Consider the following 13,346-nt stretch of genomic DNA (forward strand, 5'->3'; position numbering starts at 1 on the left):
TCAATGATATTTCGCAATAGCCAGCAATGAACGCTTGCATTGCGCAAGACGTTACATTATCTTCTGAAACATATAGCGCACCTTGTCCAGGCGGCTGTTTGGACGGCGGGGCTGGATGACCGGCTGACCGACAGCGGCCTGATATCCTTTCAGCTCTGTAAGGCATACGCTCCGCCCGTTGGTGTAAAAGGCCAGATCAGTACGGTATGCCTGTATACAGCGGGCGGGAATCTCGCCAGTAAAGACAACTTCATCCTTTTTTACCTGGGCCGTTTCGATGGTGGCACAGTATTTCGGTGCATCATGATAAGCCCTGGAAAGGTATTCCTGGGGCGCATAGAGGATGAAGGAGAGATAAGGTTCCAGCAGCTGCGTCCCCGATTCCTTCAATGCCTGTTCCAATACAATCGGGGCCAATGAGCGGAAGTCCGCCGGCGTGCTGACCGGACTGTAATAAAGCCCGTATTCAAAGCAAATCTTACAGTCCGTTACGTTCCAGCCGAACAAGCCCTGCTCCAGCCCGTAACGGATACCATCCCTGACAGCGTTTTGAAAACTCTGGTTCAAGTATCCCAGCGAAACCCGGCTCTCGTATTGTACACCGGAGCCAAGCGAGAGTGGTGTAACAGACAGTCCTATGGATGCCCAAAACGGGTTGGGCGGCACCTCGATATGGATGGTGTGGCTGGCTGCTTTGAGCGGCCGCTCCATATAAATGACGGAGGGTTCCTTTACCACTGTTTCAAGCTTGTATTTTTCCGACAGCAAAGCGGAAACAACCTCCAACTGCACCCGGCCCAAAAAAGAAAGAATGATCTCATGGGTGATGGAATCCACTTCGCAACGCAAAAGCGGGTCAGTATCCGCAAGTTGCGTAAGAGCGTCCAGCAGCCGTTCTCTTTGCGCTGCCGTTTTCGGCGCAATCGTCGTCCGCAGCATGGGGAGGGGGTCCTCGCGCCACCTTTTACGAGGGAGCCGGGTTTGGTCCCCTAATACATCGTTTAACCTCACGCTGTCGCTGGGAAGGATAACAATTTCACCCTGATAAGCGGTGTCTGTCCGAACAATTTCCCCTTTGGATGGAATACGCATCTCTGTGATTTTCAGCTTTTCTCTCCCGGCCAGGGCCACCGTATCCCGCAGGCGCAGCGTTCCGCTGTATAACCGTAGATAGACACGCCGCTGGCCGCAATCGGTGTACTCAACCTTGAAAACGCTGCCGCATAGGGCGGCGCCCCCCTGTTCCCCAATCGGTTGGAACAGCCCTGTCACCGCATCCATCAACGGTTGAATGCCAAGGCCATTTTTGGCGCTGCCATGATAGACTGGGAACAGGGAGGCGTCTTGAACCCGCTGCTGTTCCTCCCGCGCAAGTTTTTCCCGGCTGATTGGTTCTCCTGCGATATACTTTTCCAATAATTCATCGTTATTTTCGATGACCGCATCCCATGCTTCTATGTCGGTATTTTCCTCCAGGACTATTTCCGGGGACAGCGACACCGTCTGCTTGATGATAATATCGGCGGAGAGCTTATCCCGAACAGACTGAACCACGCTCTGCAAATCAACGCCAGCCTGGTCGATCTTGTTGATAAAGATAACGGTGGGAATGTTCATTTTCCGCAGGGCATGGAACAGAATACGGGTCTGGGCCTGCACGCCATCTTTAGCGGAGATCACCAAGATGGCCCCATCTAAAACAGCCAAAGAGCGGTACACCTCCGCCAAAAAATCCATGTGGCCGGGCGTATCCACAATGTTAACTTTACATCTGTGCCACTGGAAGGAAGTGACTGCCGCTTGAATGGTAATCCCACGCTGCCGCTCCAAAAACATGGTGTCCGTCCTCGTTGTCCCTTTTTCGACGCTCCCCGGTTCTGAAATGGCTCCGCTGGCATATAGCAGGCTCTCCGTCAAGGTCGTCTTTCCAGCGTCTACATGGGCAAGAATTCCAATATTGATTATTTTCATGTGATTGTCCTCCCTTTACAGCCCCAAAGGGCATAAAAATCCCCAGCAGTAAAATACTTTTACCACTGGGGATTATAAGTTGCGGACATACACATATACAGCATACACCTGTTTGTGATTGCTGTTTTTGGGGATATGTCAAAATTGATAAGGCAAAAGTATTCTTAAATTGGGTACAAAAAACTAAGCCCCTACAAAAGGAGCTATCATAATCCTTTGTTCCCACTATTTGATTATAGTTTTATTTAAGAATACCTTGCCGCATATTTTTTACTCCTTTTCTGGATTAAATCATTGTATCACATCAGTTTTAGGAAAGCAAGTACCTAAAAGAAATTTTTCTTCCCCTTATATGTAACAATCATACCGGCTTCCTAGCGTTCAGAATGTTTTCTGCTGTCTGCTGTGGTGTTTGGTTGGAATTGTCCAACCAAAAGCCGATCCGTGGTGTTGTCTGCATTTTACTAAATACAAATTCAATGTATACAGAAAGATATAAGGAGTGGGAGGGATTCCGCCGTAGTTGGCATTGTAGGAAAATCCAAAAGTTTAGATTTTCCCACAATGCTTATCTTTTGGTCTTTGGTTCGGAATAGTGTAGTGCTGGCGGTCTATCTCTTGTTTTCGGTTGCTTGCTTCCTTACCGTACATGAGCATTTGCGCCGGGGTTGTCGTTGCCATATCCTTCCAGCAGGTTGATGACACCCCAAACGCCAAGGCCAGCGCCCAGAGCCATAACCAGAACCTTCAGCACTTCGATAGCAGAGTTAAAAAATTCCATACAGTTTTCTCCTTTTCATTGATTAAAATGGATTGGTGGGTACAAAAAAGCCGCCCATGATGGCGGCGTCACTTCGGGCCAATGTGGCCCGAGGTCACACGAACTCGTCGCTGTCCAGATCGTCAAAGTTTAGGAGGTCAGCTTCTTCGTCCGTGTCCGTTTCTTCCACCTCGTACACCGTGTACTCGTCCTCCGGCTTTAGTCTCAATGGCCGGCGGCGGAACAGGCTTTCCAGATGGAAGGCGTTTTTCTTTTTGTCAAACTCGGCGGTATATCTGTAATTCGGGTGCTTTTTCAGGTCATACTTCGGGGACAGGAAGGGCGGCAGGCCACGGAGCTGCAAGATACATTTGTCCCCCGGCATGGTGGTGATCTCGCTGGTTGTCATCAGCTCCCGGCCAAGCCGTTGCAGGTTCTGGCTGTAACTTTCCGACTGCCCCCGGCTGCGCCCTTCGGTCTGCATGGAGATGGTCGCCTTTCCCAGCCAGTTCTCGGAAATGTCTTTTAAGGTGGACGCCTCCCGCCCTCCGAGGAAGATAATGCTGTCCATGTTTCCCATGATGGTTTCCGAGTTGTCTTTGTAAAGAGCCTTGCACTGGCTCATTGCCTGGTAAAAGAGGGTCAGGCTGATTTCCCGTGACCGGATAACAGCCACGATTTTTTCCAGCCCCGGCACCTGCCCTGTGTTGGCAGCCTCGTCCCACAGCACCCGTACATGGTGGGGAAGGCGGCCCCCGTATTTGTTGTCTGCCCGCTCACACAGAAGGTTGAACATCTGGGAGAAGGCAAGGGCCACAAGGAAGTTATAGGTGGTGTCGGTGTCGCTGATAAGAAAGAACAGCGCCGATTTCTCGTCGCCCAGCCGGTCAAGCTTCAGCTCGTCATAGCTCATAATCTCCCGAAGCTGGGGGATGTCAAAAGGAGCAAGACGGGCCCCGCAGGAAATCAGGATGGATTTTGCCGTTTTGCCGCTGGCCAATTTGTATTTGGCATACTGGCGCACAGCAAAATGCTGAGGGTTCCGTTTGGCGAGGCCGTCAAACATATAGTCCACGGCGTTCTTAAAGGTTTCATCATCCTCCCGGACTTCCATGCTGTTTATCATTTCTACCAGCGTATTCATGTTGCGTTCTTCCTCCGGCCCTTCAAAGACGATATAGGCCACAAGGGCGCAGTACAAAAGCGTTTCGGCTTTGGTCCAGAACTCGTCCCCCTCTTTCCCGTCGCCTTTGGTGTTGGCGATCAGGGCGTTGACGAATTTCAGGACGTCGCTTTCCGTCTTGATGTAGGCCAGCGGATTGTAGTGCATGGATTTTGAAAAATCTATGCTGTTAAACACCCGTACCTTATAGCCCTGCCGCTGTAAGAACCGCCCGCACTGGTCGAGAGCCCCGCCCTTTGGGTCAACGCACACATAGGAGCTGTGAGCTTGAAGGAGCTGGGGCGTGAGCCAGAAGCGGGTCTTGCCCGAGCCGGATGAGCCGATCACACAGGCGTTTAAGTTCCGGGCATTGGCCGGGATTTTCGGGCGGGTGTTCATGGTGAGAAATTCCGTCCCCGTCAAAATGACGTTGTTCTGGAATTTCGGGTCAACGAATGGTTTAATGTCCTCCGGCGTACCCCACCGGGCGGTGCCGTACTCGGCGTCCCGGCGGAATTTCTTTGCCTTCTTGATTTTGGACTGGATAAAGAAGTACATCCCGGCGGCTCCGGCGATCCCCACAAGCAGGTCAATACCGCCAAGCCCCGGCCAGTAGTTTTCAAAGGCCACCGGGAAGGTGTCCATCATCCCCATGAGCTTTGTGCCGAAGTCCGCGCCGGGGGCGATACGGTAGGCCGTCCCCAGCTTTGAGAAGAACCAGAACACAAAGAGATACGGCAGGTTCGGGAGCACATATTTTCGGATTTTGTCACTCAACGTCCGTCCTTCACCGCCTCTCTGGTATGCTGCTTCTCCTTCGGCTTTGTCTTGATAAGCTCCGTGAACTTCCGAAGCTGACCGAGGATGGAAGGTCGTTCTTTGCCCTTATGGAGCACCTTTTCACTGTACTTCTGGAGGGCCGCCGTGATGGCGTCTGCCTGCCCGGCCTTGAAAAACAGCAGATAGTGGCCGGGGCTTACCTTGTGGAAGGCGTAGTCCACATGAAATTCCTTTGCGATCCGGTCAAAGTCCTTCGGGGCTCCCACATAGGGCATGGAATTTTTCGCCCCGTAGTGGTTCATCAGCTTTGCCACGCTCTGGCGGCCCTTCGGGGTCAGCGCCTTCTGGTGGTGGGCTTTCGCCGCCCGCACGACTTTCGAGAAAGCGGCGGCCAGCACTTTTCCCGTCAGTTTTGAGGCCCGGATTGAAAGGGCCATTGTTTTCTGGTTGACTTCTTCCTGCATACAACCTCCTTTCCGTCAGGGCTCCCGCAGGACGGGAGGCCCTCTTGCGTGTGCGGGGAGCAGAAAGCCTCGGGCCATGTTGGCCCGAGGTCTAACGCTCGGCATTTTTGGCCGGAGCCTCTTTCGGGGGCTCCGCCTTCACTTTTTCGCTCTGTTCCCGCATGGTCTGTAAGATGGACGGCTTCTTTTGAAGCTGGGATGGTTTTTCTCCCGACAAGGGCCTGATACATTCCAGACGGTCAGCGGCCCGGATGGCATTGTCGGTAAGCTGCCGCTGCCAAGCCCCCACGCTGGGAGCCCAGCGGAACCCGCTGCTTTTCAGCTCTGCCCGGGTGTCAGCGTCAGGCTTGCCGTCAAAGAACACCTGCAAGCGGTTGTCCTCCCGGTTCATCTCTACATGGCCGCCGTCAAACTCCCAGCCGGAAAAGGTCTGCTCCGCCCGTTTGGAAAGTTCCTCGATACGGGCTTTGACACGGCGGATCTCCGCATTGTTGTTGGTAAGCTGATAGCTTTCAAAGGGCTTCGGGGCGCTCCGCCAGCTTGCCGCCATGTCGGATTTCAGCCGCTCGATCTGGTCGGGAGACAGCAGAGCACAGCCGTCCAGCGTCCCGTGTTTCCGGTAATAGGTGTTGACTTCCTTCATAATGAGCTGGGAGCGTTCCAGAGAGTCCAGCTTCCTTTGGAGCTTTTCCACCGCCGCCGGGTCGTCGGCGCTGATACCGCCCATGCCGGTACTGCGTATCTTATCCAGCAGCCCTTGAATGTGCCGCCATTCCTCCATGTTGCCGTCCCTTGCCCGGTTCTGCTTTTCTTTCTGCCGGACCGGGAAATTGGCAGGCCCCGCAATCATTACGGAAGGAACTCTTGCGTCAATGGCAAAGCCCTGGTTCATGTTCTCGGCCAGTTTCCGGGCGTAGGTGTCCAGCAGATGGTCGATCTTTTCATGGTACATAGGGTCAACCCTTGCTTTCTGGTGTTCCGCCACAGCGGCAGCCTTATCGACCATCGCCCGGTATTCTGCCGTTGCGCTCCCTTCCCGATAGTCGGAAAAGCTGTTCATCTCCTTTGCCCGCCGGGCGGCAGTTTCATTGATGGGATAATACTTAATCGGTTCACACCTCCTTGCGCTTCGGGCCAACATGGCCCGAAGTCTTATCGTTCCTCATGGGAAGGCCCCGCCTTATCCTTTCTCGGAGCAGGCGGGGCCTCTTGAAATTCCCGGATGGCTTTTAAGATGGAGCGGGCTGGTTCAGCCTCCTTCGGATAGGCGAAAACCCGGTGTTCCTTTGGAATGTCCTCCGGGCCGTGGTAATACTCGATAAAAGCACCGGGGTCAGCGGCCACATAGCCGCCGGGGGCGAATACGCCGTTTTCCCTGATCTTCACGTCCCGCCCGTATGCCTCATAATCGAAATAGTTCTGGATATGTTCCGGTATCTCAATGGAATGAAGCTCGTCCGCATACAGGCGGCCCAGTTCTTCCTCATTGGATATATCCGGGTAGAAGCGGTACAGGTCAAGGTTCTGCGCCAGATTGATAAGATCTTTCACGCTTTCTGTGTGCTTTCCTAAGACAAGAGCGGCTTCGTACTTTTCCAGCTCGCCCTTATCCCGTACTCCAAGCAAGGTGTGCGCCAGCTCGTTGAGCTCGTCAATGCCCGCGTATTCATAGAGATAATCATACAGCCCCAGCACGTCGTCACTGTCAAAGCTGGTAAAGAAAACCTCGGTGTACTGCTTTCCGTCAATCCCGATTTTCGCAAGGGCGGCCTGAACCTCCTGCGTGGTGGCCGGGAATTTCAAGGTTGTTCCGACCTCCACCCCGGCCTCGGGATAAAGGGCGGCGTTTGTGATATAGGCTTCAAACATGGGGATTTCCCTCCTTTCCGTCCCCGCCGGTCAGCGCCTCATATATCTCGGCCATGATGTAATCGGCACAGGGAAGGGCGATAGCGTTCCCCAGCGCCTTGTAGCGGCTGGAAGAACGGATTTCTTCGCCGTCCGCCCCGTACTTTGTCCATCCCTCCGGCAGCCCCATAAGCCGCTCGCTTTCTGTCTCCGTCACAAAACGGATACAGCCGCCCTCCGGGTCGTCCTCATACCAGAAAGAGAAGGGCGTCACATCGCCGGCTAAAAGAGTGGGAAAAGGGTCAGTTGGTAGACCGAAGCTGTTTCGGAAGGCGGTTCCTTCCTGCCTTTTTGCCGCGCCCCGCATACGGAAGCACTGAAAGGGTCGGACGACGGGTATTCTCCGCCCTGTTTCAATAAAAGGCGCTCGATCTCCTTCGGGGGAGGCGTCCCCGCCCGTTCTGCAAGGCGCAGGAAGTGGGAGCACTGGACGGGGCTTAAAAAGTATTTCGGCAGAACGCCGCCCTCCAAAATCGGCCACGACAAAAATCCGCTGCCTTCTTGCCAGCCTCCGGGTTCCTGCCCAATACTGGGCGTCCATGAGCCGCCAGGACACATCAGGCGTTCCCCCTCGCACCATTCCGGCGTTTCCCCATCTTCCCGAAGGAGGCATTGGAACCTCGGTGTCTGCGAAGGCGGATAGGACGGTTCTAAAATCCATCCGGTCATTTGTAGAAAACGCTCCCATGACGTTTTCCCAAACAAGGATAACTGGATATAGGTTATCAGTGGCATCCCTCATTTCATGTACGATACGGAAAGCCTGATAGAACAGGCTTGATTTTGCCCCGGCAAGGCCGGAGCGGTTGCCAATCAGTGAAAGGTTTTGACAGGGGGAGCCGAAGGTCAGCACATGGACGGGCTCGATTTTCCCGCCGTCTATCTTCGTAATGTCCCCCAGATGTTCCATTTCCGGGAAGTGCCTTTTGGTAATGGAAATAGGGGCCTTCTCGATCTCGCTGGCCCACACCGGACGGATACCGCACCGGGAGGCCGCAAGCGGAAAGACCCCTATCCCGTCAAAGAGGCTCCCCAGCTTAATATCCGGCACTGTCCGGGGAGCCCTGCCCCTTCACGTTCATAATGCCTTCCAGCGTAGTCGCCGCAATCCCATACCGGGCGGCAACCGCAATGTCGTTTTTCACGTCCTCGTCCACAGTCCCGCCGCAGACAAGGAGCATACGGGAGCGTTTGAGCATATCCCGGCCCATGTCGATACCGTCCTTGTGTTCCTCCGGCACGTTGTCATTGAGGATCAGCGGAAGGTATAGCTTCGGGCAGATGGGGGCAAAGCCTGCTTCATAGGCTGCCCGGCAGAACTCCACGGCAAGGTCGGTGTCCACCTCGGGAATACCGCACCATGCGGCGGTGATGTATGCTAAAGGTCGCTTCATTTCTGGTTCCCTCCATTTCACTTATTAAATAAGGTAAAGCAAGGTACGCCCAACCCCTCCGCCCCTTCCCCCGGGAAGGGGGACGGCTCTGGAGAATTTATATCCCCGTCGCTTGATAGTGATAAAGCATAACCGGGAGAAATCCGTCAAGGGTGCCTCCGGCACCGCCTGCGGCGGCTCTGCCCTTGACTGATTTTCCCGGCTATGCTACGGAATAACTGGCGACGGGGAATAATTTATATCTCCAGAGCTTCGGGGCGTGGGGCAGAGCCCCACAGGTCTTGTGTCCTCGGGCCAACGTGGCCCGAAGTCCCGCTTATTTCTCCTTCTCGGTTTTCTTCTCCGGCTTCTCGTGTTCCTTCTGCAGGCCCTTCCAGTCGTCCAGCAGCTTGATGATCTGGTCTTTCATTTCCCTCGGGGTGGTTTCCTTCCCGAAGTATTTGCTCAGTTCAGCGCCCGTCAAAATCACTTTGTCTACCTCCTTCTTGTCCTCCATCATAATGCCGTCGATCACGTCCCCGTTTAAGAGCTTCTTTTCGTCCAGCTCCCTCATGCGCTTTGCCTGCGCCTGGGACGGGGAGGACTGCTGGCTGTCGATGGCAACGGCGATATAGTTCTGGTTCTTCTTGCTGATATAGGAGAGCTCCACGGCAGTCGTGAAGCCCAGCTTCTTTGCGTCCATGAGGGCCATCAGGTCAGGGACAAGCTCATTGAGCCGGATATACCGCTGTACCTGTTTGACCGCCATCTTGTTGCGCTCGGCCACGATCTCATTGGAGCGTTTGCCCGCGTCCTTCGGGTCAATCTGGCCCGAAGTGCGGGAGCCCTGGTGCTTGATGGCTTCAAGCTGCATTTTCAGCGCCTTTGCCCGCTCACTGGGGAGGATTTCTTCACGCTGGTTTAAGTTGTCCTCCACCATCTGCGTGATTGCTTCATCATCCGTCAGGTTGCGAACGATACAGGGCATATCGGCGTACCCGGCAAGCTCGCTGGCCTTCTGGCGGCGGTGGCCGGATACGATCTCATAGCCGCCGTCCTCCCGGGTCCGGACGATAGCGGGCTGGGTAACGCCCTTGTCCTTGACGCTGGACACCATCGCCCGCATTTCTTCATCATCCCGAACCTGGAACGGGTGGTTTTTGAAAGCGTGGAGCTCGTCCAGTTTGATATAGACGATCTGTTCCTCTCCACGGCGGGGCGCTTCTTTGGGCGGCTCCTGCGGCTTCGGCTGTTCCGGGGCCGGAAGCTTCACAGCGGCAGAACCCTTGTCAGCCGCTTTTTTCGGGGCGGCAGCCTTCGGGGTCTTTTCCTTGCCCCCGGCGGTCTTGTCCGCCGGTTCCTTCCAGATGGAAGCTTTCTTCGTGGCCGCAGGCTCTTTTGCCGGAGTGGCCTTTTTCTTGTCCGCCGGAGCTTTCGCCTGTGTCTCCTTTGGAGGGCGGCCCCTGCGCTTCGGCGGCTCCGCTGTTTTGTCAGGCTCCTTCTTTACAGCCTTGTCCGGCTTCTCGGGCTCCTTTCCCTTATCCGGTGAGGGAGCTGCCTTCTCCGGCGTTTTTTCTTTTTCCGCCGCTTTCTTCTCGGCCATGATTTCCGAAAAGTTGTAGACGGAGACATTCGGGCTTTTCTCTGCGCCCGCCTTCTCGGAAGTGGGAGCCTCCTTATCCTTCGGCGGTGCGGCTTTGTCTGCGGCCTGCTCCGGGGGCTTCTGTTCCGGTGTGGGCGGTTCGGTTTTCACAGGTTCCTTGACGGGAGCCTGTTCCGGGGGCTTGCCCGGCCCGGTGTCCGGCGCTGCCGTCTCCGGGACTTTTGTGGTTTTATCATCTGGCATACACGTTTACCTCCTGATTTTGGGCATGAAAAAAGGGGCCTGACTTTTCATCAGGCCCCCGTGGGGTGGTTCCTCCTTTCTTGCCAAGCTACAAAAATACCGCCCGTAGTCTCGTTTGGGCGGTATCTCTGCGTAAGATTGGCATTCCATTGTTCAATTTTATAATGTTCCCTTTGTACACCGTTGCAACTATAAATTGAAAATAAAACAGGCACGAGCAGCTTTCCCTTCTTAGAATGCTATAACTCCATTTATCCAAAGGTCTGCCAAAACATGCCTGTTTTGTTATTAACTTACTTCATTTTCAGAGTATATTTTCCGGACTGGGGGGTACCAAAAACTATGGCAGGAATTTTTCCATTGTATTCCTTTGCTTTCTTCCTATCATTTCTGGTTTTCACATTCACTAATATTCCAGAATAGTTCACACCATCCACTTCAAAGGTCCCATTCGTCTTGGTAAGTTCCGGATCCTCTGGAATAAAGAATACCGATTTGTTTTTAAATTTGGGTAATGATACTATTTCATCCTGAGTTTCTGGCTTCTTTTCTGATATACTCAATCTTTTTTGAAGTTGCAGTAACTGAGATAACTCTATATTTTCATTGTATAAGCCCAGAGTATAGCACTTTTTTCCATCGAGCTCCCGCACGTTTTTGACTGTCATATCCATCAGTCCGATCTTGATAAGGGCGTTCAAAATGTCATCGATGCCACCGTACGCGTCAATTTGTTTCTTTCCAAAAAGCTCTGTGAAATAAGAAACCGACATTTCTCCGACGCCGCCATCAACCTTTCCGTTCAGGTACTGCGGATCATCCTGTCCCTGGTAACCCGGCACCACATTTTGGGGATAGAACACCTTGTGTTCTCCGGCCTCGCCGGTGGACCCATATCCCTCATATATTGCCGGGAAAGAAACTGGTACTGCTGGGTATTCTTGATAGGCTGCTTTTGTTTGACCGGACTGCTGCTCCTGCTCTTTGGCAGCAATCTGGTCTTTGTTGTTTCCCATCGCGCCGAGGATTTCAGGTACTGAAAAAGCTTCCCCTGTATCCTGATCCTTGACGGAATCGCTGACGGCCCTGATTCCTTTAGTGGTAAAGCCGCCGAAAAACATAACCTTATGATTGATCTGGTCTCCAGACAATGTATTTCTGGACATCTTGCCAATTTCAGATGAGGCCTTCTGCCTGGCAAGTGCAGGCGGGGCATACACCGAAAGCTCTGCACCCCACAATTGTACGGATTCAACCGTTCCGCAAAGTACCGTTGGCATCTTTTGTGCTGCAGAGACTCTATTGGCAATCTCTGCAGATGGACCGCAATCTGAAACATTGAGGAGTCTGCCCATTCCGTGGCCCTCCACCAAAAGGTCCCGGATCTTGTCAAGGCGTCCCCGTCTGGGATCGAACAGCTGGTTGGCATCCATGGAGTCAATTGTGTCGCGCACCGACTGTAGCTCACCTTCACATTCCATTCCGTCCAGTCGCTCCAGGTACAATACCAGAGCCTTATAGTAATATGGTTCTGGATTTTTCTTTCCCTTTATGGTATTTTCTGTCTGCACCCAATAGTCCGCCTGAATATCGGCATCGCTTACAGCGTAGTCAGCCAGTTTTGCAAGCTGGAACCAGTGCCGGAACAAAGAGGTCCGCTTTGCGTAGAAATAATAACCCCTTTTGTTGTACAGCTCCTGCAGCAGGACTCCAATTTGATTCAAAAGTGTCTGGGGCTCCGGAATCATCTGATAGAGGGATCTATTCTTAGATTTGGCGGCTTCATAAGCTGCCCTGGCTTTCTGGATTTTGGCCGATACCAGACCCTGCAGTGCAGCAATGGCACCAGCGGTATTGTTGCTGCTGCTCAGTTTGTCGTATTCGTTCTGATAGTATTCAATCGTTTTTCCATAGTCCCCCATTAAAATTTCGGAATACAACTGATTCTTTTTGTTCTGGATGTTGCGGACAGCTTCCTCGTCAAATTCACCATATTGTTCTGCTGTTTCTAGGGTTTCGATCAGCCGAGTTTGATAAGAAATTTGTCTGGGCGTCAATTTTCGCAGGTCTTCTTTTGTGCGGATGTTGTTCACACGATAGGCGAACCGGAGATATTCAAACAACAGATTCATCTGTCCTGTAAGACCATACTGCACGTCCCCGTATTCGCAGGCTTTCTCGAATAGCAAAAGGGCCTTGTCCATTCGGCTTTCAAAATCACCCTGATCTTTTTCCCCGCAGAAATTTCCATTTTTCAAAATGTCTGCCCACTGTTTTTGGAGCTGATGGTACAGCACGTTGCCATGCATATGAAAAATGAAGGGGTCATTATTTGGCATATAGTGCGTTGCCAATGTAAAGCACTGCGCAGCCTCCTGGTAGTTTTCCGGCGGCTTGGCATACAGCTTGCCCAGATGTGCATAAGCATGCGATACAAGACGGAGAATGCCAATGGTTCTTCTGTCCCTTTGTTCTGGTACATCAAAAGACTCCTTTTCCAGTAAACGGTCAGCTTCTGGTTTAAAGCGTTTGGCCAGATGTTCGATAAGTGACCGCTGTGTGCCAATCAGGGCGATATCCACCAACAGTTGAGATAGATCGTTGATGTCACGATCGTTGATGTCACGATCTTTGTTTCGGATTAGAATGTTTAGCAGAGTCTCTAGAACATATTCTTGCTCCGGGGTTCCTAGGCTGCCTGCAGCATGGTCGATCAGTTTTTTGACTAGTTCATACCGGTTGGCACAGCCATCCGGCGATTCCAGGTACAACTTCAGGTACAGCTCACTCAACAGCTTGTGTTTAAAGCTGTAGACCTCGATGTCATTTTCGATACTGTGGCAGATCAGACTTTCCGCTGCGGAACATACGCTGATAAGAGTCTGTCTCTGCTGTGGCCGATAGCCCAGCCGCCTGTTGACAAATGCTGCGGGGAGATACTTGCTGTCATATACATCGCACAGGGCTAGGGTGTATCTGAGAAGTCGGCTCATATGTGCAAAATGGAGAAAATGACAGCAGAAGCAGCAAGGAAAAGAAAAGCCTGAAAAGAATCCGCTCTCTTATCATAGCGGGTAGCGAT

9 protein-coding genes and 1 pseudogene are annotated in these 13,346 nt (G+C 52.8%); all 10 read right to left on the minus strand.

The annotated features are described in order from the left end of the window. Nucleotides 1-51: 51 nt before the first annotated feature. On the minus strand, nucleotides 52-1,971 hold the full coding sequence (gene tet(W), locus B5E67_RS06455; RefSeq protein WP_087384078.1) for a tetracycline resistance ribosomal protection protein Tet(W): 1,920 nt from the start codon (nucleotides 1,969-1,971) through the stop codon (nucleotides 52-54). Between the two features lie 652 nt (nucleotides 1,972-2,623). Continuing rightward, nucleotides 2,624-2,752, minus strand: a pseudogene (locus B5E67_RS06465) (Maff2 family protein); the annotation flags it as partial. Nucleotides 2,753-2,846: 94 nt separating this feature from the next. Then, nucleotides 2,847-4,670, minus strand: a complete 1,824-nt coding sequence (locus tag B5E67_RS06470; RefSeq protein ID WP_087384084.1) for a type IV secretory system conjugative DNA transfer family protein — start codon at nucleotides 4,668-4,670, stop codon at nucleotides 2,847-2,849. Further along, nucleotides 4,667-5,137 carry a PcfB family protein gene (locus tag B5E67_RS06475; protein WP_087384086.1) on the minus strand — a complete coding sequence of 157 codons (471 nt, stop codon included), beginning with the start codon at nucleotides 5,135-5,137 and terminating at the stop codon, nucleotides 4,667-4,669. Before B5E67_RS06475 ends, B5E67_RS06470 begins: the two co-directional genes overlap by 4 nt. Nucleotides 5,138-5,228: 91 nt before the next feature. Further along, a complete protein-coding gene (locus B5E67_RS06480; protein ID WP_087384123.1) occupies nucleotides 5,229-6,275 on the minus strand; it encodes a hypothetical protein in 1,047 nt (348 codons plus the stop codon). Between the two features lie 14 nt (nucleotides 6,276-6,289). Next, nucleotides 6,290-7,006 carry an antirestriction protein ArdA gene (locus B5E67_RS06485; protein WP_087384089.1) on the minus strand — a complete coding sequence of 239 codons (717 nt, stop codon included), beginning with the start codon at nucleotides 7,004-7,006 and terminating at the stop codon, nucleotides 6,290-6,292. After that, nucleotides 6,999-8,096 carry a DNA cytosine methyltransferase gene (locus B5E67_RS06490; protein ID WP_087384092.1) on the minus strand — a complete coding sequence of 366 codons (1,098 nt, stop codon included), beginning with the start codon at nucleotides 8,094-8,096 and terminating at the stop codon, nucleotides 6,999-7,001. The genes B5E67_RS06485 and B5E67_RS06490 overlap by 8 nt, the downstream gene beginning before the upstream one ends. Then, the gene (locus tag B5E67_RS06495; protein ID WP_087384095.1) at nucleotides 8,083-8,439 is read right to left on the minus strand and encodes a hypothetical protein; all 357 of its coding nucleotides are present in this window, start codon (nucleotides 8,437-8,439) and stop codon (nucleotides 8,083-8,085) included. Before B5E67_RS06495 ends, B5E67_RS06490 begins: the two co-directional genes overlap by 14 nt. 316 nt (nucleotides 8,440-8,755) lie before the next feature. Beyond that, nucleotides 8,756-10,264, minus strand: coding sequence for a ParB/RepB/Spo0J family partition protein (locus tag B5E67_RS06500; protein ID WP_087384098.1), 1,509 nt, complete (start codon nucleotides 10,262-10,264; stop codon nucleotides 8,756-8,758). Nucleotides 10,265-10,557: 293 nt separating this feature from the next. Next, entirely contained in the window at nucleotides 10,558-13,035 is a 2,478-nt protein-coding gene (locus B5E67_RS06505; RefSeq protein ID WP_143405394.1) for a hypothetical protein, read from the minus strand. Between the last annotated feature and the right edge of the window lie 311 nt (nucleotides 13,036-13,346).

Source organism: Faecalibacterium sp. An122 (assembly GCF_002160895.1).
Lineage (GTDB): Bacteria > Bacillota > Clostridia > Oscillospirales > Ruminococcaceae > Faecalibacterium.

Coding starts and splice junctions, on each gene's coding strand:
- B5E67_RS06475 (WP_087384086.1), bottom strand. CDS start 5,137: ATGCAGGAAGAAGTCAACCAGAAAACAATGGCCCTTTCAATCCGGGCC.
- B5E67_RS06485 (WP_087384089.1), bottom strand. CDS start 7,006: ATGTTTGAAGCCTATATCACAAACGCCGCCCTTTATCCCGAGGCCGGG.
- B5E67_RS06495 (WP_087384095.1), bottom strand. CDS start 8,439: ATGAAGCGACCTTTAGCATACATCACCGCCGCATGGTGCGGTATTCCC.
- B5E67_RS06500 (WP_087384098.1), bottom strand. CDS start 10,264: ATGCCAGATGATAAAACCACAAAAGTCCCGGAGACGGCAGCGCCGGAC.